This window comes from Achromobacter sp. (genome assembly GCF_050285585.1).
Taxonomy (GTDB): Bacteria; Pseudomonadota; Gammaproteobacteria; order Burkholderiales; family Burkholderiaceae_B; genus Achromobacter.
On record NZ_JBLZXF010000021.1, the window covers coordinates 18,911 to 40,410 of the forward strand.

23 protein-coding genes are annotated in these 21,500 nt (G+C 69.2%); 15 read left to right on the forward strand and 8 right to left on the reverse strand.

What is annotated here, in order from left to right; translation table 11 throughout:
• Positions 1–11 precede the first annotated feature (11 nt).
• A complete protein-coding gene (gene moaB, locus ACN6PJ_RS22245) occupies positions 12–533 on the forward strand; it encodes a molybdenum cofactor biosynthesis protein B (RefSeq protein ID WP_427997979.1) in 522 nt (173 codons plus the stop codon).
• Positions 534–536: 3 nt separating this feature from the next.
• Positions 537–1,742: a molybdopterin molybdotransferase MoeA gene (locus ACN6PJ_RS22250; protein ID WP_427997980.1), complete on the forward strand. Its 1,206-nt coding sequence runs from the start codon at positions 537–539 to the stop codon at positions 1,740–1,742.
• A gap of 49 nt (positions 1,743–1,791) precedes the next feature.
• On the opposite strand, the gene moaA is transcribed toward ACN6PJ_RS22250, so the two are convergent.
• Both moaA and ACN6PJ_RS22260 read right to left on the reverse strand, forming a co-directional pair.
• Positions 1,792–2,895: a GTP 3',8-cyclase MoaA gene (gene moaA, locus ACN6PJ_RS22255; protein WP_427997981.1), complete on the reverse strand. Its 1,104-nt coding sequence runs from the start codon at positions 2,893–2,895 to the stop codon at positions 1,792–1,794.
• A gap of 7 nt (positions 2,896–2,902) precedes the next feature.
• Positions 2,903–4,000 carry a substrate-binding domain-containing protein gene (locus ACN6PJ_RS22260; protein ID WP_427997982.1) on the reverse strand — a complete coding sequence of 366 codons (1,098 nt, stop codon included), beginning with the start codon at positions 3,998–4,000 and terminating at the stop codon, positions 2,903–2,905.
• Between the two features lie 141 nt (positions 4,001–4,141).
• On the opposite strand from ACN6PJ_RS22260, the gene ACN6PJ_RS22265 reads away from it, so the two are divergent.
• The 6 genes from ACN6PJ_RS22265 to ACN6PJ_RS22290 all read left to right on the forward strand — a co-directional run bounded on the left by ACN6PJ_RS22265 (position 4,142) and on the right by ACN6PJ_RS22290 (position 11,509).
• Positions 4,142–4,699, forward strand: coding sequence for a formate dehydrogenase subunit gamma (locus ACN6PJ_RS22265; protein ID WP_427997983.1), 558 nt, complete (start codon positions 4,142–4,144; stop codon positions 4,697–4,699).
• Entirely contained in the window at positions 4,696–6,267 is a 1,572-nt protein-coding gene (locus tag ACN6PJ_RS22270; RefSeq protein ID WP_427997984.1) for a formate dehydrogenase beta subunit, read from the forward strand. Before ACN6PJ_RS22265 ends, ACN6PJ_RS22270 begins: the two co-directional genes overlap by 4 nt.
• A 13-nt stretch (positions 6,268–6,280) precedes the next feature.
• Positions 6,281–9,157 carry a formate dehydrogenase subunit alpha gene (gene fdhF, locus ACN6PJ_RS22275; protein ID WP_427997985.1) on the forward strand — a complete coding sequence of 959 codons (2,877 nt, stop codon included), beginning with the start codon at positions 6,281–6,283 and terminating at the stop codon, positions 9,155–9,157.
• 29 nt (positions 9,158–9,186) lie between these two features.
• Positions 9,187–10,005 (forward strand): formate dehydrogenase accessory sulfurtransferase FdhD, encoded by an 819-nt coding sequence (gene fdhD / locus ACN6PJ_RS22280; RefSeq protein WP_427997986.1) that lies wholly within the window; start codon positions 9,187–9,189, stop codon positions 10,003–10,005.
• Positions 10,006–10,023: 18 nt separating this feature from the next.
• Positions 10,024–10,281, forward strand: a complete 258-nt coding sequence (locus ACN6PJ_RS22285; protein WP_427997987.1) for a formate dehydrogenase subunit delta — start codon at positions 10,024–10,026, stop codon at positions 10,279–10,281.
• A 109-nt stretch (positions 10,282–10,390) separates the two neighbouring features.
• A complete protein-coding gene (locus tag ACN6PJ_RS22290; RefSeq protein ID WP_427997988.1) occupies positions 10,391–11,509 on the forward strand; it encodes a methyltransferase in 1,119 nt (372 codons plus the stop codon).
• Positions 11,510–11,539: 30 nt separating this feature from the next.
• Here the strand turns inward: ACN6PJ_RS22290 and ACN6PJ_RS22295 are convergent, their stop codons facing one another.
• The 3 genes from ACN6PJ_RS22295 to ACN6PJ_RS22305 form a co-directional block, all read right to left on the reverse strand.
• Complete coding sequence (locus ACN6PJ_RS22295; protein WP_427997989.1) at positions 11,540–12,226, reverse strand: DUF1345 domain-containing protein; 687 nt, start codon at positions 12,224–12,226, stop codon at positions 11,540–11,542.
• A gap of 72 nt (positions 12,227–12,298) precedes the next feature.
• Entirely contained in the window at positions 12,299–12,823 is a 525-nt protein-coding gene (locus tag ACN6PJ_RS22300) for a chromate transporter (RefSeq protein WP_427997990.1), read from the reverse strand.
• Entirely contained in the window at positions 12,820–13,395 is a 576-nt protein-coding gene (locus tag ACN6PJ_RS22305; RefSeq protein WP_427997991.1) for a chromate transporter, read from the reverse strand. Before ACN6PJ_RS22305 ends, ACN6PJ_RS22300 begins: the two co-directional genes overlap by 4 nt.
• 193 nt (positions 13,396–13,588) lie before the next feature.
• On the opposite strand from ACN6PJ_RS22305, the gene ACN6PJ_RS22310 reads away from it, so the two are divergent.
• From ACN6PJ_RS22310 to ACN6PJ_RS22325, 4 genes are all read left to right on the forward strand, one after another.
• Complete coding sequence (locus ACN6PJ_RS22310) at positions 13,589–14,515, forward strand: LysR substrate-binding domain-containing protein (protein ID WP_427997992.1); 927 nt, start codon at positions 13,589–13,591, stop codon at positions 14,513–14,515.
• A 57-nt stretch (positions 14,516–14,572) separates the two neighbouring features.
• Positions 14,573–15,376, forward strand: coding sequence for a glutamate racemase (gene murI / locus ACN6PJ_RS22315; protein WP_427997993.1), 804 nt, complete (start codon positions 14,573–14,575; stop codon positions 15,374–15,376).
• A gap of 104 nt (positions 15,377–15,480) precedes the next feature.
• Positions 15,481–15,906 (forward strand): universal stress protein, encoded by a 426-nt coding sequence (locus ACN6PJ_RS22320; RefSeq protein ID WP_427997994.1) that lies wholly within the window; start codon positions 15,481–15,483, stop codon positions 15,904–15,906.
• Between the two features lie 17 nt (positions 15,907–15,923).
• Positions 15,924–16,352 (forward strand): universal stress protein, encoded by a 429-nt coding sequence (locus tag ACN6PJ_RS22325; protein WP_427997995.1) that lies wholly within the window; start codon positions 15,924–15,926, stop codon positions 16,350–16,352.
• A gap of 25 nt (positions 16,353–16,377) precedes the next feature.
• On the opposite strand, the gene ACN6PJ_RS22330 is transcribed toward ACN6PJ_RS22325, so the two are convergent.
• The 3 genes from ACN6PJ_RS22330 to ACN6PJ_RS22340 are packed head-to-tail and all read right to left on the reverse strand — an operon-like array spanning position 16,378 to position 18,763.
• Positions 16,378–17,748, reverse strand: coding sequence for a sensor histidine kinase (locus ACN6PJ_RS22330; RefSeq protein ID WP_427997996.1), 1,371 nt, complete (start codon positions 17,746–17,748; stop codon positions 16,378–16,380).
• Between the two features lie 5 nt (positions 17,749–17,753).
• Positions 17,754–18,416 (reverse strand): response regulator transcription factor, encoded by a 663-nt coding sequence (locus ACN6PJ_RS22335; RefSeq protein WP_427997997.1) that lies wholly within the window; start codon positions 18,414–18,416, stop codon positions 17,754–17,756.
• On the reverse strand, positions 18,416–18,763 hold the full coding sequence (locus ACN6PJ_RS22340; RefSeq protein ID WP_427998047.1) for a PepSY domain-containing protein: 348 nt from the start codon (positions 18,761–18,763) through the stop codon (positions 18,416–18,418). The genes ACN6PJ_RS22335 and ACN6PJ_RS22340 overlap by 1 nt, the downstream gene beginning before the upstream one ends.
• A gap of 192 nt (positions 18,764–18,955) precedes the next feature.
• Here ACN6PJ_RS22340 and ACN6PJ_RS22345 point away from each other — a divergent pair, with 192 nt between their 5' ends.
• The 3 genes from ACN6PJ_RS22345 (at position 18,956) to ACN6PJ_RS22355 (ending at position 21,452) form a co-directional block, all read left to right on the forward strand.
• A complete protein-coding gene (locus ACN6PJ_RS22345) occupies positions 18,956–19,270 on the forward strand; it encodes a PepSY domain-containing protein (RefSeq protein ID WP_427998048.1) in 315 nt (104 codons plus the stop codon).
• A 61-nt stretch (positions 19,271–19,331) separates the two neighbouring features.
• Entirely contained in the window at positions 19,332–20,648 is a 1,317-nt protein-coding gene (locus tag ACN6PJ_RS22350; RefSeq protein ID WP_427997998.1) for a PQQ-dependent sugar dehydrogenase, read from the forward strand.
• Positions 20,649–20,747: 99 nt separating this feature from the next.
• Complete coding sequence (locus ACN6PJ_RS22355) at positions 20,748–21,452, forward strand: SDR family oxidoreductase (RefSeq protein ID WP_427997999.1); 705 nt, start codon at positions 20,748–20,750, stop codon at positions 21,450–21,452.
• The last annotated feature ends 48 nt before the right edge of the window (positions 21,453–21,500 follow it).

Consider the following 21,500-nt stretch of genomic DNA (forward strand, 5'->3'; position numbering starts at 1 on the left):
AAGGAGCATCCATGAGCGACGAAAGCCCCGTTTCGCTGGCCTGCGCAGTGCTGACGGTCAGCGACACCCGCAGCGCGGGCGACGACACCTCCGGCAACCTGCTCGCCCAGAACCTGGCGCGCGCGGGCCACCAATGCGTGCGGCGCGACATCGTCAAGCACGATCTCTACCAGATCCGCCGCATCCTGAGCGAATGGATCGCCGACCCGGAGGTCCAGGTCATCATCACGACCGGCGGCACCGGCTTCGCTCCCCGCGACCAGACGCAGGCGGCGATCCTGCCCCTGCTGGATTACGAAGTCCCCGGTTTCGGCGAACTGTTCCGCCAGCTCTCCCACGCGGAGATCGGCAGCTCGGCCATCCAGTCGGGCGCCTTCGCGGGCTCGGCCAACCGCAAGCTCGTCTTTTGCCTGCCCGGCTCCAACAACGCCTGCGAAACGGCCTGGGAACAGATTCTCCGCGAACAGCTGGACAGCCGCCACCGCCCCTGCAATTTCGCCACGCAATTCAAGAACCGCGAAGAAGGCAACTGACCCATGCTGGATTTCGATCAAGCCCAGACCCTGCTGGCCAACGCCGCGGGTCCGCTGCAACGCAGCGAGGAAGTCCGCCTGGCCGACGCCGCCGGCCGCGTGCTGGCCGCCGATCTCCAGGCGACCGTGGATATCCCTCCGGCCGACAACAGCTCGATGGACGGCTACGCGCTGCGCATGGCCGACTGGGGGCCCGGCGTCCGCCTGCCCATCCAGCAACGCTGCTATGCCGGCGACATGCCGGAACCGCTCAAGCCGGGTCATGCCATCCGGCTGTTCACGGGCAGCCTGATTCCCGCGGGCGCGGACACCGTCGTCATGCAGGAAGACGCCGTGGAAGCCGACGGCCACGTGGAAATCTCCCGCCAGCCCGAATCCGACCTGTACATCCGCCGCCGCGGCGAAGACACCATGGCCGGCTCGCCGCTGCTGGCCGCGGGCACGCTGCTGGAGGCCGCGCACGTGGCGCTGCTGGCCTCGCAGGGCCTGGCCAGCGTGCCGGTGTTCGGGCAATTGCGCATGGGCATCCTGACCACCGGCGACGAACTGGTCCTGCCCGGCCAGCCTCGCGCGACGGAGCAGATCTACAATTCCAACGGGCCGATGCTGGCCGTGCTCGCGCGCGGCATGGGCGCCCTGCCCGTGCACGTGCTGCATGCGCGCGACACCGAGGAAGACCTGTTGGCGGCCTTCAAGACGCTCCTGGCGGACTGCGACCTGGTGCTGACCGTGGGCGGCGTGTCGGTCGGCGAACGCGATCTGGTCAAGCCCGCCCTGGCCGCGCTGGGCGGCGAGCTGTCGTTGTGGAAGGTGCGCATGAAGCCGGGCAAGCCGGTGGCGCTGGCGAAGATCGACGGCAAGCCCGTGGTCAGCCTGCCTGGCAATCCGGTCTCCGCCTACGCGGTGTTCGCCATGCTGGTGTCGCCGCTGGTGCGGCGCATGCAGGGCCGCGAAACGCTGTTTCCGCCGATCAGCCACCTGCCGCTGCGCACCGAACAGCCTCGCCAGGACGCTCGCGAGGAATTCCTGCGCGTGCAGCGCCGCCCGGCGGAGGATGGCGGCGCCGAGCTGGTGCCGTATGTCCACCAGGGATCGGGCGTGATCAGCTCGCTGCCCTGGGCAACCGGGCTGGCCCGCCTTCCGGCGGGCGTGCCGGTGCACGACAACGACCGGGTTCCCTACTACGACCTGCGCCACTGGCTGGCGTAGCGTTCGGCCGCCGGGCCCGCGAGCGCCCGGATCGGCCGCGCAGGCGGCGTCAGCCGCCGATGTAGCTCATTTCGATCTTGCGCGACGGGTCCGCCATGTTGCGGCCGCGCTGTTCGGAGTAGTTGTCGCCGCGCCCGCCCCAGATGCCCGCCAGGATGCGCGCCAGTTCGTCGTCGCTGGCGCCCTCGCGCAGCGGCGCCCGCAGGTCGTACCCTTCGTGCGCGAACAGGCACAGGAAAAGCTTGCCCTCGGGCGACAGGCGCGCGCGCGTACAGCCGCCGCAGAATGCGTGCGTGACGCTGGAAATGACGCCGATTTCGCCGCCGCCGTCCGTGTAGCGCCAGCGTTCGGCCACGCGCCCCATCTCGCCGTCCGCGATGGGCTCGATCGGATAGGCCGCGCCGACGCGGTCCAGCACTTCCTGGCTGGGCACCACTTCGGCCAGGTTCCAGCCGTTGGTATTGCCCACGTCCATGTATTCGATGAAGCGCAGGATGTGGTCGGTGTTGCGGAAGCGCGCGGCCATGGGCAGGATCTGGCCGTCGTTCAGGCCGCGGCGCACCACCATGTTCACCTTCACCGGTGCCAGGCCGGCCTCGGCCGCGGCGTCGATGCCGCGCAGCACGTCGTCCGGCGTGAAGCCGCTGTCGCTCATGCCCTGGAACATGGCGGGATCCAGCGCGTCCAGGCTGACCGTGACCCGCGTGAGCCCCGCCCGCGCGAGGTCGGCGGCCTTGCGGGCCAGCACGCTGCCGTTGGTGGTCAGGGTGAGATCCAGCGGACGGCCCTGCGGCGTGCGCAAGCCGGCCAGCAGGCCCACCAGGTTCTCCAGGTGCTTGCGCAGCAGCGGCTCGCCGCCGGTGAGGCGGATCTTTTCCACGCCGAGACGGGTGAAGATGCCCGCCAGGCGGCTGATCTCCTCGAACGAGAGCAGCGCCGAATGCGGCATGAAGGTATAGCTGCTGTCGAACACTTCGCGCGGCATGCAATACGTGCAGCGGAAATTGCAGCGGTCCGTGACCGATATCCGCAGGTCGCGCAGGGGCCGCGCGCGCAGGTCCAGCGCGGGCTGGCCCTCGGGCGGCAATTCCCCGGGCGCGGCGGGGGCCGGGCGGCCGGCCCGGTGATCGGCAAGGAGTATCACTTTGCTCATGGGAACATCATATCCCGGCGCCCGCCGCCGATGGGAAGGCTTCTTCGAGGGTTTGCAGGCGCCCGGTGTCGCGGGCGTCGTAACCCGCCAGTTGCCCGACATAGCCGACGTAGTCCGGACTGCGCATGATGGACAGCAGGTCGCGCATGGCGGGAGTTTCGAGCGCCGACTTGCGGATGGCGAAGAAATAGCGCTCGCGCACGAGCGCAATGAAGTCCAGCCCGAACCGGCAGGCGGCCGTCTCCACGCCCATCCCCGTGTCCGCCATGCCGCTGGCGATGTGCGCGGCGATGGCCATATGGGTGAATTCGTTGGTGTCGTAGCCCTGGACCTCGCCGGTCGACACCCCCGCGCGGTCCAGCATCAGCTCGACCAGGTGGCGGGTGCTGGAACCGATCTGGCGATTGACGAAGCGCACGTCGGGGCGCGCCAGGTCCGCCATGCCCCGTATGCCCTTGGGGTTGCCGGCGGTGACGAACAGGCCGGTGTTGCGCACCGCCAGGTGGATGAGCACGTTTTCGTCCGCATGCAGCCATTGCGCGTAGCGCTCCATGATGGGCGACTCGAAATCGCCCAGCGGCACCTGGAAGCCCGCCAGGTCGCATTCGCGGCGCTCGAGAGAGGCCAGCGCCTCGCTGGCGGTGCGGTAGCGCAGCTCCAGGCCGGGCTTGCGGCTGCCCATGTGCTGCATCAGCGATTCCACCGCGAAACCGTGGCTGGCATGCAGCCGCAGGTGCGGACCGCTCTCGGGCAACAGGCGCTCGAGCTCTTCCTGCAACTCCGAGGCCATGCTTTCCAGGGTGGGCATGAGGCGCGCCTCGATGCGCCGGTTGGCCCACAGCAGGCGCTGCGCGAACGGCGCCAGCTGGGTGCCCTGGCGGCGGTTGGTGATGAGCAGCTGCGTGCCGAAGATGCCCTCGAACCGCCGCAGCACGCCCCAGGCATGCCGGTAGGACAGCCCGCAGGCCCGGCAGGCGCCGGCGATATTGCCCGTGGCGTCGATGGCCGCCAGCAGCGCCAGCATGTCCTGCAGGGGCACGGCCGCCGGGCCGTCCCCGCCCAGCATCCATTGCGGACGCAGACCGATGCGGAACTTATATGTCATTTATTTCTTATTGAAGACGTTCACTTAGCTATATAGAGTACACAAATCACACGGAAGCCAGGTGATTTATATGCTTTTAAAAACATATAAATTCAAAACAGCACCCCGGCCCGCACACCAGCACTACAGGAGGAGACCGACGTGCAACCGCGCGAGGCAACATCCGATCTGGCGTCCAGCGGCGGCGCCCGGGGCGGCCAGATGGCCCTGGACGCGGCCCAGGCGTCCCCCGCACCGGCCATCGCCGCGACCGCCCGCATTCTGTCCCGGCTGAAAGACCTGCCGGGGCCGCTGCTTCCCGTGCTGCACGCCGTGCAGCACGAATTGGGCTGTATCCCGGCCTCGGCGGTCCAGACGATCGCCGAGGCCCTGAACCTGTCCCGCGCCGAGGTCCACGGCGTCATCACCTTCTATCCGCATTTCCGCAGCGAACCGCCGGCGTCGCACAAGCTGGAGGTCTGCCGCGCGGAATCCTGCCAGGCCATGGGCGGCGAACGCCTGGCCGACCACGCGCGCGCGGCGCTGGGCTGCGATTTCCATGCCCATTCGGCCGACGGCAATTTCTCGCTGGAGCCGGTGTACTGCCTGGGCCTGTGCGCCCAGTCGCCCGCCGTCATGCTGGACGGCCGCCCCGTGGCCCGCGTCACGCCCGAAAAGCTGGACCGCCTGCTGGCCCGCGCGCTGGAGGGCACGTCATGAGCCCCCCCATCGTCATCTACGTGCCGCGCGACGCCGCGGCCCTGGCCATGGACGCGGACACGGTGGCTCGCGATATCGAGCGCATCGCCGACGAGCGCGGCCTGCCCGTGCAGATCGTGCGCAATGGATCGCGCGGCCTGCTCTGGCTGGAGCCCCTGGTGGAAATCGGCACGCCGCAGGGCCGCATCGCCTACGGGCCCGTGCAGCCCGAGGACCTCGCCGGGCTGTTCGACGCCGGCTGGCTGGCGGACGGCGCGCATCCGCTGCGCCTGGGCCCGACCGAGGAAATCCCCTACCTGAAGCACCAGGAACGCCTGACCTTCGCGCGCGTCGGCGTGACCGACCCGCTGTCGCTGCAGGACTATGCCGCGCACGGCGGCCTGCAGGGGCTCAAGCGGGCGCTGGCCATGGAGCCCGGCCAGATCATCGACGAACTGGTGACCTCCGGCCTGCGCGGCCGCGGCGGCGCGGCGTTCCCGACCGGCATCAAGTGGAAGACCGTGGCCGCGGCTTCCGCCAGCCGGAAGTACATCGTCTGCAACGCGGACGAGGGCGACTCGGGCACGTTCGCCGACCGCTTGCTGATGGAAGGCGACCCCTACGTGCTGATCGAAGGCATGACCATCGCCGGCCTGGCGGTGGGCGCGACCTACGGCTACATCTACGTGCGCTCGGAGTACCCGCAGGCCATCGACACGCTGGAGGCCGCCATCGTGCGGGCCCGCAGCGTGGGCTGGCTTGGCGGCGACGTGCACGGCAGCGGCCGCCGCTTCGACCTGGAGGTGCGCGTAGGCGCGGGCGCGTATATCTGCGGCGAGGAAACATCCCTGCTGGGGAGCATCGAGGGCAGGCGCGGCGTGGTCCGCGCCAAGCCCCCGCTGCCCGCCGTCTCGGGCCTGTTCGGCAAACCCACGGTCATCAACAACGTGATTTCGCTGGCCACCGTGCCCATCATCCTGGCCAAGGGCGCCGCCTACTACCGCGACTACGGCGTGGGCCGTTCGCACGGCACCCTGCCCTTCCAGCTGGCCGGCAATCTCAAACACGGCGGGCTGGTGGAAAAGGCGTTCGGCCTGACCCTGCGCGACCTGCTGTACGGCTTCGGCGGCGGCAGCGCCTCGGGCCGCCCGCTGCGCGCGGTGCAGGTCGGCGGCCCGCTCGGCGCCTACCTGCCGGAATCGCAATGGGACGTGCCGCTGGACTACGAAGCCTATGTCCAGATCTCGGCCATGATCGGCCACGGCGGGCTGGTGGCCTTCGACGACACGGTCGACATGGCGCGCATGGCGCGCTATGCGATGGAATTCTGCGCCATCGAATCCTGCGGCAAGTGCACGCCCTGCCGCATAGGATCCACCCGCGGCGTGGAAACCATCGACAAGATCGCCGCGGGCGGGCCCGCCCGCGCGCAGCAGGTGCATCTGCTGCGCGACCTCTGCGACACGATGATGGCCGGTTCGCTGTGCGCGCTGGGGGGCATGGCGCCCTACCCCGTGCTGTCCGCGCTGAACCACTTTCCGCAGGATTTCGGCATCGAATCCTCCCAGCCTGCCGCGCACGCGGCCTGAACCCGAGACCGCCATGCTAGAAACCGTCATCAAGCGCGATCGCGACATGGGCACACCGGCGCGCGAGTCCGCCGAGACCGTCACCCTCACCATAGACGGCCAGGCCATCACGGTGCCGGCCGGCACCTCGCTGATGCGCGCGGCCGCGGAAGCGGGCATCAACATCCCCAAGCTGTGCGCCACGGACAGCCTGGAAGCCTTCGGCTCGTGCCGGCTCTGCCTGGTGCAGATCGACGGCCGGCGCGGCTACCCCGCCTCGTGCACCACCCCGGCCGAGGACGGCATGATCGTTCACACCGAGACGCCGAAGCTGCGCGACCTGCGCCGCGGCGTCATGGAGCTCTACATCTCCGATCATCCGCTGGACTGCCTGACCTGTCCGGCCAACGGCGACTGCGAGCTGCAGGACATGGCGGGCGTGGTGGGCCTGCGCAACGTGCGCTACGGTTACGATGGCGCCAACCATCTGCAGGACGCCAAGGACGAATCCAACCCCTACTTCACCTACGACCCGTCCAAGTGCATCGTCTGCAACCGCTGCGTGCGCGCCTGCGAGGAAACCCAGGGGACGTTCGCGCTGACGATCTCCGGCAAGGGCTTCGAATCACGGGTATCGGCAGGCCAGGACCAGCCGTTCCTGGACAGCGAATGCGTGTCCTGCGGCGCCTGCGTGCAGGCCTGCCCGACGTCCACCCTGCAGGAAAAGACCGTCATCATGATGGGCCAGGCCGAGCACTCGGTCGTGACCACCTGCGCCTATTGCGGCGTGGGCTGCGGCTTCAAGGCGGAGATGAAGGGCCAGGAAGTGGTGCGCATGGTGCCCTGGAAGGACGGCCAGGCCAATCGCGGCCACTCCTGCGTGAAGGGCCGCTTCGCCTGGGGCTACGCCACGCACAAAGAGCGCGTGCTCAAACCCATGATCCGCAAGCGCATCACCGATCCGTGGAAGGAAGTGTCCTGGGACGAGGCCATCGGCTACGCGGCTTCCGAATTCCGGCGCATCCAGGCCCGGCATGGCCGCGACGCGGTCGGCGGCATCACGTCCTCGCGCTGCACCAACGAAGAGACCTGGCTGGTGCAGAAGCTGGTGCGCGCCGCCTTCGGCACGAACAACGTCGATACCTGCGCGCGGGTCTGCCACTCGCCCACCGGCTACGGTCTGAAGCAGACGCTGGGCGAATCCGCCGGCACGCAGACGTTCGATTCGGTCATGCACACCGACGTGGTCATCGTGATGGGCGCCAACCCCAGTAGCGGCCACCCGGTGTTCGCCTCGCGCCTGAAGCGCCGCCTGCGCCAGGGCGCCCGCCTGATCGTGATCGATCCGCGCCGAATCGAACTCGTGAATTCGCCGCACATCAAAGCCGATTTCCACCTGCAGGTGCGGCCGGGAACCAACACCGCGCTGCTGTCCTCGATGGCGCACGTGATCGCCACCGAAGGCCTGATCGACGAGGCCTTCGTGGCCGGGCGCTGCGAAGCAAAGTCGTTCAGGCAATGGCGCGACTTCGTGTCGCTGCCCGAGAACTCGCCCGAAGCCATGGAGGAAATAACCGGCGTGCCCGCGCAGGCCGTGCGCGGCGCGGCGCGCCTGTATGCCACCGGCGGAAATGGCTCCATCTATTACGGCCTGGGCGTGACCGAGCACAGCCAGGGCTCCACCACGGTCATGGCCATCGCCAACCTGGCGATGGCCACCGGCAACGTCGGCCGCGAAGGCGTGGGCGTGAATCCGCTGCGCGGACAGAACAATGTGCAGGGCTCCTGCGACATGGGTTCCTTCCCGCACGAACTGCCGGGCTACCGCCACATTTCCGACGACGCGGTGCGCGGCCAGTTCGAGCGTGACTGGGGCGTGACCCTGCAGCCCGAGCCCGGCCTGCGCATCCCCAACATGTTCGATGCCGCGCTGGCCGGCTCGTTCAAGGGCCTGTACTGCCAGGGCGAGGACATCGTGCAGTCCGACCCCAACACCCAGCACGTGGCGGCCTCGCTGGCGGCCATGGAGTGCATCGTGGTGCAGGACCTGTTCCTGAACGAAACGGCGAAGTACGCGCACGTGTTCCTGCCCGGCTCCTCGTTCCTGGAGAAGGACGGCACCTTCACCAACGCCGAGCGCCGCATCTCGCGCGTGCGCAAGGTGATGGAGCCCAAGAACGGCAAGTCCGACTGGGAAGTGACGGTGGCGCTTTCCAACGCGCTGGGCTATCCCATGGACTACCGCCACCCCAGCGAGATCATGGACGAGATCGCCCGCCTGACCCCGACCTTCGCCGGCGTCAGCTACGACAAGCTGGACAGGCTGGGCAGCCTGCAATGGCCGTGCAACGAGGAAGCGCCGGAAGGCACGCCCATCATGCACATCGACGAATTCGTCCGCGGCAAAGGCAGGTTCATGATCACCAAGTACGTGCCCACCGACGAGCGCAGCACGCGCCGCTTCCCGCTGCTGCTGACGACGGGCCGCATCCTGTCCCAATACAACGTGGGCGCGCAGACCCGGCGCACGCCCAACGTGGTGTGGCATGGCGAGGATCTGCTGGAGCTGCATCCGCAGGACGCCGAGGACCGCGGCGTGCGCGACGGGGACTGGGTCGGCGTGCAGAGCCGCGCGGGCGAGACCGTGCTGCGCGCAACCCTGACCGACCGGGTGCAGCCGGGCGTGGTATACACGACGTTCCACTTCCCGGAATCCGGCGCCAACGTCGTCACCACCGACAGTTCCGACTGGGCGACCAACTGCCCCGAGTACAAGGTGACCGCCGTACAGGTCACGCGCGTTTCCCAGCCCTCGGAATGGCAGCGCCAATGGTCGCGCTTTGCCGACATCCAGCAAAAGCTCCTGCGTGAACGGGAACGCGAGAGCGAAGCGGCGCTCACCGGGAAATGACCGCCGGACAAAACCGCCAAGACGCATCGATGCCCCCGCCACCGCCTTCATCCCGCTCCGACTGCGCGCAGGTCCAGGTAACCCGCCTGCGCGCGGGAGCCATCGCGCCCGGTTCCGAAGCCGATTACGTTGCCCTGGAAACGCCGGTGGCGCTCGAGTTCAACGGCATCAGCCACGCCACCATGCTGGCGACGCCCGCCGATCTCGAGGACTTCGCGCTGGGCTTCGCCCTGTCCGAAGGCATTGTCTCGGGCATCGGCGACGTGCGCGGCATCGACCTGCTGCCGCAGCCCGGCGGCATCGTGGTCCAGGTGGAAATCTCCACCGCCTGCGAAGTCCGGCTGAGATCGCGGCGGCGCGCCATGGCCGGCCGCACGGGTTGCGGCCTGTGCGGCGTGGAAACGCTGCCCGAGGTGCTGCGGCCCGTGGCGCCCGTCGCCAACAACGCTCCCGTGGGCTTCCAGACCGTGCTGGCCGCCATGCGCGACATCCGCGCGCTCCAGGCGCTGCACGACCTTACCGGCGCCACGCATGCCGCGGGCTGGACCGACGCAACGATGACGCTGGCGCGCGAGGACGTGGGCCGCCACAATGCATTGGACAAGCTCATCGGGGCGCTGGCGCGCCAAGGCGCGCGCGCGGGCGACGGCATCGTCGCCGTGTCCAGCCGGGCCAGTTTCGAGATGGTGCAGAAAACGGCGTCGGCCGGGATCAGGGTGCTTGCCGCGGTGTCCGCGCCCACCTCGCTGGCGATCCGCCTGGCGAACGAGGCCAACGTGACCCTGCTCGGCTTCCTGCGCGGGGACGACGCCACGCTGTACTCCCACCCTGAACGCATCACTACCTGAACCGGATCTCACGCAAGCATGGAAATCGGCAATCTCATCCGCATGGCCAATCGCATCGGCCAGTTCTTCGAAGCGATGCCCGACCGGCAGGAAGCGCTGGAAGGCGTGGCCAACCACATCCACAAGTTCTGGGAGCCGCGCATGCGCAACGAGCTGCTCGGTTTCCTGGCGCAGCGGCCCGATGGCGACGCCGGCGAGGAATGCCTGCACCCCCTGGTCCTGGAAGCGGTCACGCAGAACCGCCAGCGCCTCACGCCGCTCGCCCGGGCGCAGTAGCCGACACGGCGCGGAAAAAGGCGAAACTGCTACATTGGCAACCCGCGCCCTTTTTCCTTGCCTCCCGAATGAATTCCCTGCCCCGCGCGCCCCGAACCGGAGCGACACGTTGACCCTTCCTGAGATCCGCTGGGAAGAAAACCAGACCCCGCGCGCCGCGCGCTGGCGCTCCGAAAGCGGCGCCGCGCCGCCCAAGCGCGTCGTGCTCGCGGACGACACCCTCACCGCGGACATGGCGTACCGCCAGGCCTGCGAAGGCGTCGGGCTGCTGTGGCGCGGCGACTTCCAGAATGCGCGGCAGCTGCTGCAGGCCATGACGCGCCGCGTCGACAAACGGCCCCGCAAGCCCGTGGCCACGCTGCTGGACGCCTTCAACCAGCACCGCCAGATCCAGTCGCAGCGCGCGCGCATCCTCGGCATGCTGCTGATCCCCTTCGACGCCGGCCACGGCATCCCCCTGCGCCGCGCGCCCGACGCGCGGCAGGCCTGCGAAGCGGCCCACGGCCCCGCCCCCGAGCCGTATGTGGCGTCCCTGCGGGAGCTCCTGGGCCTGATCGGCGCCTTCGAATGGCGCAAGAAGGGCGTGGAGATTCCGGCGCTGAGCGCCCGGATCCATCCCCATTACGGCGTGTTCTCGCCTGTGCGCGGCGAATACGTGGAGCTGGTGGCGCGCGCGCCGCTGCCGCCCGGGGACACCGCCTTCGATATCGGCACGGGTACCGGCGTGCTGGCGGCCGTGCTGGCGCGGCGCGGCCTCAAGCGGGTCGTGGGCACGGACCAGGATGCCCGCGCGCTGGCCTGCGCCCGGGACAACCTGGAACGCCTCGGCCTCGAAGACAAGGTGGAGCTTGCGCAGGCCGACCTGTATCCGCAAGGCCGGGCATCGCTGATCGTCTGCAATCCGCCCTGGCTTCCGGCGCGCCCCAGCTCGCCGGTGGAACATGCCGTCTACGACCCCGACAGCCGCATGCTGCGCGGCTTTCTCGGCGGGCTTGCCGCGCATCTCGCGCCCGCAGGCGAAGGCTGGCTGATTCTGTCCGACCTGGCCGAGCATCTGGGCCTGCGCAGCCGCGAACAACTCCTGGAAATGTTCCGCCAGGCAGGCCTGCGCGTGGTGGACCGGCTCGATACCCGCCCCACGCACGGACGCGCCAAGGATTCTTCCGACCCGCTGTACGCGGCGCGCTCGAAAGAAGTCACGTCGCTCTGGCGCCTGGCTGCCGCGTAGCCCCGGCGCGGGCTTCCCGCCCGCGCCCGGCTACACCCTTCCCGCCGCCACGTTTACGCTGATGGCGATGATGAACACGTTGAAGAAGAAAGCGATGACGCTGTGGGTCAGGGCGGTGCGGCGCAGCCGGCGGTTCACGATCTGCACGTCCGATACCTGGAACGTCATGCCCAGCACCAGCGCGAAATAGGCGAAATCCCAGTAGTCGGGCTCTTCCGTGCCCGGGAAGTCCAGCCCCTTGTGCATGGCGTTGCGGTGGCCGTAATAGCCATGGGCGTAATGCAGCGCGAAGATCATGTTCATGTAGAGCCACGACAGGATGATGGTCGCGGCCGCGGCCAGCATGGCGATCGCGCTGCCCGCGCCGCCTTCGCCTCGCAGCTCGACCCACAAGGCCATCATCACCATGCAGGACAGCGCCACGCTGCTCCACAGCACGCCGGAGCGCCCGACGTCCTGCTCCTGCGCATGGCGGCGCATGGACTCGGCGCTGGTCCGGCCGAATACGCGGGCCGTCGCCACCAGGAAGACGAGCGCGCCCGCGTCGAATCCCAGCAGCAGCGCCAGCATCAGCGGCAACCCGGCCGCGTACAGGCCGGCGGCGGTGACGAGCAGCAGGCCCGCGCACAGCACGAGGCGCCGATGCGCGTGGAAGAACGGCAGGCTGCCGGCGGATGGGGCGGAGGTCTCGGGCTCGAAGTCCTTGAGCGGCGGCATGGGGGGCTCCTGCGCTCGGCGCCCCCCGGGCATTGCGCCCGCGAGGCTCTTTTCCGGGTTGAAGGCCCTACCCTAACCGATGCCGAGCAAACCGGCCAGCGCGCCGCCGAACAACAGCCACAGGGGATGGATGCGGGTGGCGCTGCCCAGCAGCGCGACCACGGCGGTAATGGCGCCCAGCAGCCAGGTATGCACCGACGCCTCGGTAATGAGCGCCGCGCTGGCGGCCACCAGCCCCACCGTCATCGGGAAGATGCCGGCCTGGATGACGCTGCGCCACGGGCGGTCCTTGAAACGCTCCCACAGCCCCAGGGCAATGACCGTGATGACCGAGGACGGGCCGAACTTCGCGATGGTGGTGACCAGCATGCCCAGGCCGCCGGCCACATGCCAGCCGACCAGCGTGACCACCATGAGGTTGGGACCCGGAGCGGCCTGCCCCAGGGCGAACAGCGCGGAGAAATCCGCCGCCGTCATCCAGCCGTGCACCTCCACCACCTGGCGCTGCATCTCGGGCAGGATCGTGTTGCCGCCGCCGAAGGCCAGCACGGACAGCTCGGAGAAGATCAGGGCCAGGGCAATCAGGGTATGGATCATCGGCGTTGCCTCCAGACCGCCAGGATGCTCAGGGGCGTCAGCACGGCCATGGTGGGCAGCAGCGGGATCCGCAGCACTGCAATGGCGATGAAACAGACCGTGGCCACCACGCCCGCCAGCCAGTCGCGGCGCTTGAGCACCGGGGCGCCGATCTTCACCGCCATCGAGATCAGCAGCCCCGCCGCCGCGGCCGCCAGGCCGGCGAACAGGTGCTGGATGTGCGGATCGTTCTGGAACCGGTCGTACACCATGCCCAGCAGGACCACGATGGCCGATGGCGCCAGGATCAGGCCCATCAGCGCCGCGAAGGCGCCCCGCGGGCCGCGGAACTTCATGCCCAGCGCCACCGACAGGTTGATGATGTTGCCGCCGGGCAGGAACTGGCACAGTCCCAGCAGGTCGGTGAACTCCGGGCCGCTGAGCCAGCGGTGCTTTTCGACGACCATGCGGCGCGCCAGCGGCAGCGCGCCGCCGAAGGCGGTCAGGCCCAGCATGAGAAAGCCGTAGAACAATTGCCCGCAAGTGGGCGGAGGCCGGAGCCCGGCCTCGGGGGAGGAAGGTACTGCGTTCATCGTTTTTATGGCCGCGCCGTCCCCGGGCGACCCGCGTCCGGAAGCGGCGCGGGCGTCTTGTGCCGCCGGCGGGGCCGGCGCGTGGGAGCGGACACGTTGGGGGTATTCGGGGGTGGACAAAGAGATTGCAGGCTACTCCTCCACCAAGATAATGTCTAATATATGGCCTATTCATAAACCATATCGATTACATATGGCATCCGTAGACTTGCGCCTGCTGCGCTACTTCGTGGCCGTGGCCGAGGAATCCCACCTGACCAAGGCGGCAGCGCGGCTGGGCATCCGCCAGCCGCCGCTTTCCCAGCAGATCCGCGTGCTGGAGCAGGAATTGGGGGTCACGCTGTTCCACCGCCTGCCGCGCGGCATGGAACTGACCGAAAGCGGCCGCGCGCTGCTGGACGACGCGCGCAACATCATCGCGCTGACGGAACAGGCGGTGGAAGGCGTGCGCCGCGTATCGCTGGGCGAGGCCGGGCGCCTGACCGTCGGATTCACGGGATCGGCCGCCTTCCATCCCTTCGTGCCTTCCGTGATCCGGCGCTTCCGCGAAAGCGCGCCGAACGTGCGCCTGGTGCTGGAGGAAAGCAGCACCGGCGAATTGATGGAAGACGTCAGCGAGGGCCGGGTGGACGTGGCCTTCATCCGCGGCGCCTACGGCCCCGACCGCGGCGTGGTGGTCGAAACGGTGCTGGAGGAAACCATGCTGGCCGCGTTTCCCGCCGACCATCCGGCCGTCAAGGGGCGCGCGCGCAAACGCATCGCGCTGGCCGAACTCGCGGACGAATCCCTGATCCTCTACCGCCGCCACAGCGGCCCCGGCCTCTACGACGCCATCATCACCGCCTGCGGCGCCGCCGGCTTCAGCCCGCGCGTCGCCCAGGAGGCGCCGCGCATGCTGTCCACGCTGAGCCTGGTGGCGGCGGGCCTGGGCGTATCCCTGGTGCCGGCGTCGCTGCGCCGCGTAAATATCGAGGGCGTGGTCTACGTCAGCGTGAGCCAGCCCACGGAGCTGCGGGCTCCCCTGAACCTGATCTGGCGCGACGCGCCCCTGTCCGGGGCGGCACGCAGGCTGATCGAGGAAGCCCGCCAGCACCGGCAGGAATCGCTGGCCCAGGGTTGAGCGGCGCCCGCCGCCCTGGCGCTACACTGCCGGACACCCGCAATCCGCATTCCTTCCATGCTTTCCGAATCCCCCATAGGCATCTACGACTCCGGCGTCGGCGGCCTGAGCGTGCTGCGCGCCATCGGCGACGCCCTGCCCCGCGAATCCCTGCTCTACGTGGCCGATTCCGCCCATGTGCCCTATGGCGAAAAGACGCGGGATTACGTGGAGCGCCGCGCCTGCGTGCTGGCCGACTATTTCGTGTCGCGCGGGGCCAAGGCCATGGTGGTGGCCTGCAACACGGCAACCGCCGCGGCCATCGCGCAGCTGCGCCAGCGCCATCCCGGACTGGCCATCATCGGGGTGGAGCCCGCCATCAAGCCGGCGGCGCACCTGACCCACAGCGGCGTGGTGGGCGTGTTCGCCACCACGGGCACCCTGGCCAGCCCCAAGTTCGCCGCCCTGGTCCGGCGCGAGGCCCCGGAGGTCCGCATCCTGTTCAAGCCCTGCCCCGAGTGGGTGAGGCTGGTGGAACAGGGCGTGCTGGACGGCCCCGAAGCCGAGGCCGCCGTGCGCGCCCCCGTCTCGGAACTGCGGGAAGCCGGCGCGGACGTGCTGGTGCTGGGATGCACGCATTTTCCCTTCCTGCGCGACGCGATCCAGGCGGCGGCCGGCCCCGGCGTGCCGCTGCTGGAAATCGGCGTTCCCGTGGCGCGCCGGCTGCGCCACCAATTGCAGGAGCGCGGGCTGCTGCGCGCCGACGGCCCCGGCCAGCTGCGGCTGGAGACCAGCGGCGCCGCCGATGCCCTGGCCCGCCAGGCCAGCCGCCTGCTCGGCCGCCCCCTGCACGCGGAGATCCTGGCCGAACGCTGGCGCTGACAGGCCGCGGATTTGATTCTGCGCATTTCGCGCTGGCCGGATTCGGCGAATAATTGGGATACAGTGGACAACGCCGCTTCCGCGGCGCGCCCAAGGAGACGCTCGTGAAACGCATCCTGATCCCCGTGGACGGCTCTCAGCAGTCCACCCATGCCGTCAAAGCCCTGCTCGACGCCCGCCGCTACGATCCGGTCGAGCGCGTGGAGCTCCTGACCGTCCAGATCCCCCTGCAAGCGGGCAAGATAGGCCGCGGCCTGTCCCAGGCGGAAATCGACGCCTATCACCAGGAAGAAGGCCAGGCCGCCCTCCAGGCCGCCAGCGCCCTGCTGACCGAGGCCGGCGTGCCCTTCCAGGCCCGCGTCGAAGTGGGGGCGGCGGCGGACACCATCGTCCGGGTCGCCAATGAATGCGAGGCGGACGAGATCTACATGGGCTCGCGCGGCCTGGGTTCCGTATCGTCCTGGTTCCTGGGCTCCGTCGCGACCCGCGTCCTGCACCTGACGGAATTGCCCGTCACCCTGGTCAAGTAACGCATCGAGGAGCAACCATGCTGAACATCCTGGTCCCCGTCGACGGCTCCGACAATGCCAACCGCGCCGTCCTGTATGCGCGCCAGCTTGCCCAGGGCGCCGGATCCGCGCGCGTCCACATCCTGAACGTCCAGACGCCCGTGCAGGGCCGGGCCGGCCTGTCCCGGCTGATCACGCAGGACATGATCGATGATTTCTACATCCGCGAAGGCCGGGAAGCCACGGAAGAGGCGCGCAAGCTGCTCGACGTGACCGGCACCGACTACGCCAGCCACGTCGCCCTCGGCCACGTGGCGACCGAAATCGCCGGCTATGCGCGCGACCACGGCTGCGCGCGCATCGTCATGGGCACGCGCGGCAACGGTTCGCTGGCGAACATCCTGATCGGCTCCGCCGCCAACCAGGTGCTGCAACTCGCCGAGGTGCCGGTCACCCTGGTGAAGTAAGGCGGGGCCGCCCAGGCGGGGCCGCCTAGGCGGCCGGCAGCCGCAACGACACCCGGAGCCCGCCCAGCGGGGAACGCGCCGCGCGCACCTCGCCGCCATACGTGCCGGCCAGGTCGCGCACGATGTCCAGCCCCAGGCCCGAACCCGGACGCTGCTCGTCCATGCGCACGCCGCGCAGAAAGATACGTTCGCGCTCGTGATCTTCGATGCCCGGCCCGTCGTCATCGACATGGATCAGCAAGCGCCCCGGCCCGTCCTGCTCCGCCGTGACCTGCACTTGTCCGGCCGCCCATTTGCAGGCATTGTCCAGCAGATTGCCCAGCATTTCCTGCAGATCCTGCTGTTCGCCTCGGAACACCAGGCCGGGCGCGATATCCGCGCCGCCGATGCGCAGATCGCGCTGGGCATACAGGCGCCGGACCACCCGCAACAACCCTTGCGCCGTTTCCGCCAGGGGCGTGCGCCCGTCCGCGGCGCCGGAGGACGCGGCGGCCCGGGCGCGCGCCAGGTGGTAGTCGATCTGGCGGTTCGCCATGCCGACCTGCTCGCGCACCAGGCCCGCAAGCGGACCTTCCTCGCGCGCGGCGGCATTGGACAGGATGGCCAGCGGGGTCTTCACCGCGTGCGCCAGGTTGCCGGCCTGCGTGCGCGCCCGCTGCACGATCTCGGCGTTCATCGCCAGCACCTTGTTGAAGTCATCGACCAGCGGCTGGATTTCACTGGGAAACCTGCCCTCGATGCGGCTGCTGTCGCCCGCGTTCTGCGCCGCCAGCTGCCGCCGCAGGCGGGCCAGCGGCCGCAGGCCGATCAGCACCTGCACCACGGCGGCAAGCGTCAGGCCGGCCGCCAGCGCCCCCAGCGCGATCGCCAGCATATGGTTGAAACGCCCGATGGGTTCGGCCAGCACGGCGCGGTCGGCGGCCACCAGCAGGCGCAGCGGCGCCGCGTTCTCTTCCGCCGGCTTCAGCACGCGCGCCAGCACGGCCAGCTTGCGCCCGGCCGGCCCGGCGATGTCGTGGACCTGGTCGCCCTCGCTTTCCGACGGCAGCGGCGCCTCCAGCGTCTGGTCCCACAGGGACCGCGAGCGCGCCACGCCGAACGCCGCCGGCCGCCCGTTCTCGGGCAGCCGGTCGATCTGCCAGTACAGGCCGGACAAGGGCTGCTCCAGCCGTGGATCACTCAAGGGCGGGGCGACCGCGGGCCGCCCGTCCGGGCCGATGTTGACCGCCGCGGTGAGCTGGTTCAGGTGCAGCGTCAGTTCCGCCTGCAGCTGCTGGGTGATGTGCTGCCGGAACAGGCTGGCCAGCCCCCAGCCCGCCAGCGCCACCGACGCGAGGATCCAGGCCAGCGTGCCGGCCAGCAGCCGCAGCCGCAACGAACCCGCCGCGCGCCGCATCGGCGTCACCCGCGGGCCGCCAGGCGGTAGCCCAGGCCGCGCACGGTCTCGATCGTGTCCGGCGGCAACTTCTTGCGCAGGCGGCCGATGAAGACTTCGATGGTGTTGGAGTCGCGGTCGAAATCCTGCGCGTAGATGTGCTCGGTGAGCTCGCTGCGCGACACGACCTCGCCGGCGCGCTGCATGAGCACCGCCAGCACTTTGAACTCATGGCTGGTCAGCGCTAGCGGCCGCCCGTCGACGCTGGCCCTGGCCTGGCGCGTATCCAGCACCAGCGGGCCGCAACGCCACTCGGCGCTGGCGTGCGCGGTGCTGCGGCGCAACAGCGCGCGCACCCGCGCCAACAGCTCTTCCATGTGGAACGGCTTGGTCAGGTAATCGTCCGCGCCGGCGTCGATGCCCGCCACCTTCTCGTGCCAGTTGTCGCGCGCGGTGAGAATCAGCACGGGCATGTTGCGCCCGCCGGCCCGCCAGGCCTTCAGGACGGTCAGGCCGTCCATCACGGGCAGGCCCAGGTCCAGCACCACCGCGTCGAACGTTTCCACATCCCCCAGGTATCGCGCCGATTCGCCGTCGGCGGCGGCGTCCACGGTGTAGCCGGCGGCGCGCAGCGCCTCGGCGAGCTGGCCGGCCAGCGTGGGTTCGTCTTCAACCACGAGTATGCGCATCAGGGCTTGCCCTTGAATTTGATGTCGCGGCCCTTGATCCCCAGCAACGTGCCGTCGCGCGCGTCTATCTTCAGCTTGAGGATGCTGCCGCCGCTTTGCAGCACCCGGATCTCGTAGATGAACTCGTCGTCATCCTCTTCGAATTCGACTTTGACCACCTGGCCGGGGAAATCGCGCTCGACGATATCCAGCACCGCCCCCAGCGGCAGCACCTTGCCCGCCTCTAGCGCCTGGCGCGCGCGCTCGTGGTCGCTTTCGCCGGCCAGGCCGGCCACCGGCCCCGCTGCCAGCGCGAACGCCAGCGCGCAGGCCGGCAGGATGAAGCCGCGCCGCCCATGCCAAGATATTCGTTTTCCACGGTCGCGCAAGGCCGGGCCTCTCTTTAAACGGGGATGGATCGAACACGTTTTATACCGCGCAACGGATGAACCCGGCATGAACGGCGGCTTCAGAATCAGTTCATGCGCCGGCCCCAATAATGGCCCCAGGGTCGTGAAAGCGGCCTTGTCCACTCAGTCAAACCCTAGGAGATATCCATGATGACGCGCATTCAGAAAACCCTGGCAATCCTGGCGGTCGGCGGCTCGGCCCTGGCCATGGGCGCTCCGGCCTTCGCGCAGGCCACGGCGCCCCAGGCCCCGGCTCCTGCCGCCACTGCCCCCGCCGCCCCGATGCTGACGATCCGCCAGGTCTACGACAAGATGGAAGCGGCCGGCTACCGCAACATCTCCGAGATCGAACGTTCCAGCAAGCATGGCTACGAGGTCAAGGCCTACGATCCGCAAGGCCAGCGCGTCAAGCTTTACGTCGACCCGCAAACCGGCGCCGTGACCCGCAGCCGCTTCGACGATTGAGCCCGGACGGGCTCCGGCCCGCGTGAGTAGGTATGATGGGACATCGTCCCGGAGTCGCATCATGCAGATCCTACGTATCGCGGCCGCGGCCGGCCTTGCGCTGGCCACGCTCAGCGCCTGCGGCGAAATGGCCAGGCTGCCCGTCGAGGCGGGCATGGGCCCCTCGCCGCAGATCCCCGCTCCCACCCCCACCCTGATCCCCACCGTCAAGACTGCCAAGGCGGTCGGCTGGCCCGCCGGCGCTCACCCGGTGGCCGCTGGCGGCATGGAGGTGACCGCGTTTGCCGCCGGCCTGGATCACCCGCGCTGGCTGTACGTGCTGCCCAATGGCGACGTGCTGGTGGCCGAGACGAATGCGCCGCCCAAGCCGGAATCGGCCTCGGGCGGGCTGAAGGCATGGGTCGCCGGCCTGGCGATGAAGCGGGCCGGCGCCAGGACGGCCAGCGCGAACCGAATTACGCTGCTGCGCGACGCCGATCACGACGGCGTCGCGGAAACCCGCCACGTGCTGCTGGACGGCCTGAATTCGCCCTTCGGCATGGCGCTCATCGGCAACCGCCTTTATGTGGCCAATGCGGACGCCGTGCTGCGCTTCCCCTATGAAGCCGGGCAGACCCGCATCGACTCGCCCGGCGAGAAGGTCACGGACCTGCCCGCCGGCATCAACCACCATTGGACCAAGAACCTGCTTGCCAGCCCGGACGGCGGCAAGTTGTACGTGTCCGTGGGATCCAACAGCAACGTGGCCGAAAACGGCATGGAGATCGAAGAAGGCCGGGCCGCCATCTGGGAAATCGACGTATCCACCGGCGCCAAGCGGCTGTACGCAACGGGGCTGCGCAATCCCGTGGGCATGGCCTGGGCGCCGGACGGCAAAACGCTCTGGACCGCGGTGAACGAGCGCGACGAACTGGGCAGCGACCTCGTGCCCGACTACATGACGTCGGTGCGCGACGGCGGTTTCTACGGCTGGCCCTACAGCTACTTCGGCCAGCACGTCGATACGCGCGTCAAGCCGCAACGGCCCGACCTCGTGGCGCGCGCCATCGTGCCCGATTACGCGCTGGGGCCGCATACCGCGTCGCTGGGGCTGGCCTGGTCGGACGGCGCCAAGCTGCCCGAGCCCTTCGTCCACGGCATGTTCGTGGGCCAGCACGGCTCCTGGAACCGCGATCCGCGCAGCGGCTACAAGGTCATCTTCGTGCCCTTCGGCAAGGAGGCTCCCAACGGCCCCGCGCGCGACGTGCTGACGGGCTTCCTGAACGAAAGCGGGGAGGCCCAGGGCCGGCCGGTCGGCGTGGCCATCGACCGCCAGGGCGGCCTGCTGGTGGCCGACGACGTGGGCAACGTGGTCTGGCGCGTCGGCGCCGCGCCCTAGTCCCCCTCCGGAAGCCCTGCCTGCGGCTCGGGAACCGCCGCCGCGCTCGGGACGCGCCCCTACAATGGCCGATCCAGAGCATCAGACACAGGAGCGAGCATGAGCACGGAAAAAGTGGCGATCGTCACCGCTGGCGGCAGCGGCATGGGTGCGGCGGCGGCGCGCAAGCTGGCGGCCGACGGCTTCCACGTGGCCATATTGTCGTCCTCCGGCAAGGGCGAGGCCCTGGCCCGGGAGCTGGGCGGGTTGGGCATCACGGGCTCCAACCGCTCTCCCGACGACCTGTCCCGGCTGGTGGACGCCACCCTGCAGAAATGGGGCCGCGTGGACGCGGTGGTCAACAGCGCCGGCCACGGCCCCAAGGGTCCGCTGCTCGACATCAGCGACGACGATTGGCACCTGGGCATGGAGTTCTACCTGCTGAACGTCGTGCGCATCGCGCGCCTGGTGGCGCCGGTCATGAAGCAGCAGAAGCACGGCGCCATCGTCAATATTTCCACCTACGCCACCTTCGAGCCCGAGGCGCTGTTCCCCACCTCGGGCGTGTTCCGCGCCGGGCTGGCCGCCTTCACGAAAGTCTTCGCGGACGAGTACGCCGAACACAATGTGCGGATCAACAACGTGCTGCCGGGCTTCATCGACAGCCTGCCCGAAAAGGAGGACCGCCGCGTCCGGATCCCGATGGGCCGCTACGGCACGGCCGAGGAAGTCGCGGATCTGATCGCCTTCCTGGCGTCCGACGCCTCTTCCTACATCACCGGCCAGAACATCCGCATCGACGGCGGCATCACGCGCTCGGTCTGACGCTCACGCTTTCGGACTAGTCCCTCATCCGAATGACGGTATTGAAGC

What these genes read in the sequence shown, in the direction of transcription:
- ACN6PJ_RS22345 (WP_427998048.1), top strand. Translation starts at nt 18,956, where the DNA reads ATGACGCGCATTCAGAAAACCCTGGCAATCCTGGCGGTCGGCGGCTCG.
- moaB (WP_427997979.1), top strand. Translation starts at nt 12, where the DNA reads ATGAGCGACGAAAGCCCCGTTTCGCTGGCCTGCGCAGTGCTGACGGTC.
- ACN6PJ_RS22310 (WP_427997992.1), top strand. Translation starts at nt 13,589, where the DNA reads ATGGCATCCGTAGACTTGCGCCTGCTGCGCTACTTCGTGGCCGTGGCC.
- ACN6PJ_RS22270 (WP_427997984.1), top strand. Translation starts at nt 4,696, where the DNA reads ATGAGCCCCCCCATCGTCATCTACGTGCCGCGCGACGCCGCGGCCCTG.
- ACN6PJ_RS22285 (WP_427997987.1), top strand. Translation starts at nt 10,024, where the DNA reads ATGGAAATCGGCAATCTCATCCGCATGGCCAATCGCATCGGCCAGTTC.
- ACN6PJ_RS22260 (WP_427997982.1), bottom strand. Translation starts at nt 4,000, where the DNA reads ATGACATATAAGTTCCGCATCGGTCTGCGTCCGCAATGGATGCTGGGC.
- fdhD (WP_427997986.1), top strand. Translation starts at nt 9,187, where the DNA reads ATGCCCCCGCCACCGCCTTCATCCCGCTCCGACTGCGCGCAGGTCCAG.
- moaA (WP_427997981.1), bottom strand. Translation starts at nt 2,895, where the DNA reads ATGAGCAAAGTGATACTCCTTGCCGATCACCGGGCCGGCCGCCCGGCC.
- murI (WP_427997993.1), top strand. Translation starts at nt 14,573, where the DNA reads ATGCTTTCCGAATCCCCCATAGGCATCTACGACTCCGGCGTCGGCGGC.
- ACN6PJ_RS22350 (WP_427997998.1), top strand. Translation starts at nt 19,332, where the DNA reads ATGCAGATCCTACGTATCGCGGCCGCGGCCGGCCTTGCGCTGGCCACG.
- fdhF (WP_427997985.1), top strand. Translation starts at nt 6,281, where the DNA reads ATGCTAGAAACCGTCATCAAGCGCGATCGCGACATGGGCACACCGGCG.
- ACN6PJ_RS22330 (WP_427997996.1), bottom strand. Translation starts at nt 17,748, where the DNA reads ATGCGGCGCGCGGCGGGTTCGTTGCGGCTGCGGCTGCTGGCCGGCACG.
- ACN6PJ_RS22325 (WP_427997995.1), top strand. Translation starts at nt 15,924, where the DNA reads ATGCTGAACATCCTGGTCCCCGTCGACGGCTCCGACAATGCCAACCGC.
- ACN6PJ_RS22300 (WP_427997990.1), bottom strand. Translation starts at nt 12,823, where the DNA reads ATGATCCATACCCTGATTGCCCTGGCCCTGATCTTCTCCGAGCTGTCC.
- ACN6PJ_RS22295 (WP_427997989.1), bottom strand. Translation starts at nt 12,226, where the DNA reads ATGCCGCCGCTCAAGGACTTCGAGCCCGAGACCTCCGCCCCATCCGCC.
- ACN6PJ_RS22335 (WP_427997997.1), bottom strand. Translation starts at nt 18,416, where the DNA reads ATGCGCATACTCGTGGTTGAAGACGAACCCACGCTGGCCGGCCAGCTC.
- ACN6PJ_RS22305 (WP_427997991.1), bottom strand. Translation starts at nt 13,395, where the DNA reads ATGAACGCAGTACCTTCCTCCCCCGAGGCCGGGCTCCGGCCTCCGCCC.
- ACN6PJ_RS22355 (WP_427997999.1), top strand. Translation starts at nt 20,748, where the DNA reads ATGAGCACGGAAAAAGTGGCGATCGTCACCGCTGGCGGCAGCGGCATG.
- ACN6PJ_RS22250 (WP_427997980.1), top strand. Translation starts at nt 537, where the DNA reads ATGCTGGATTTCGATCAAGCCCAGACCCTGCTGGCCAACGCCGCGGGT.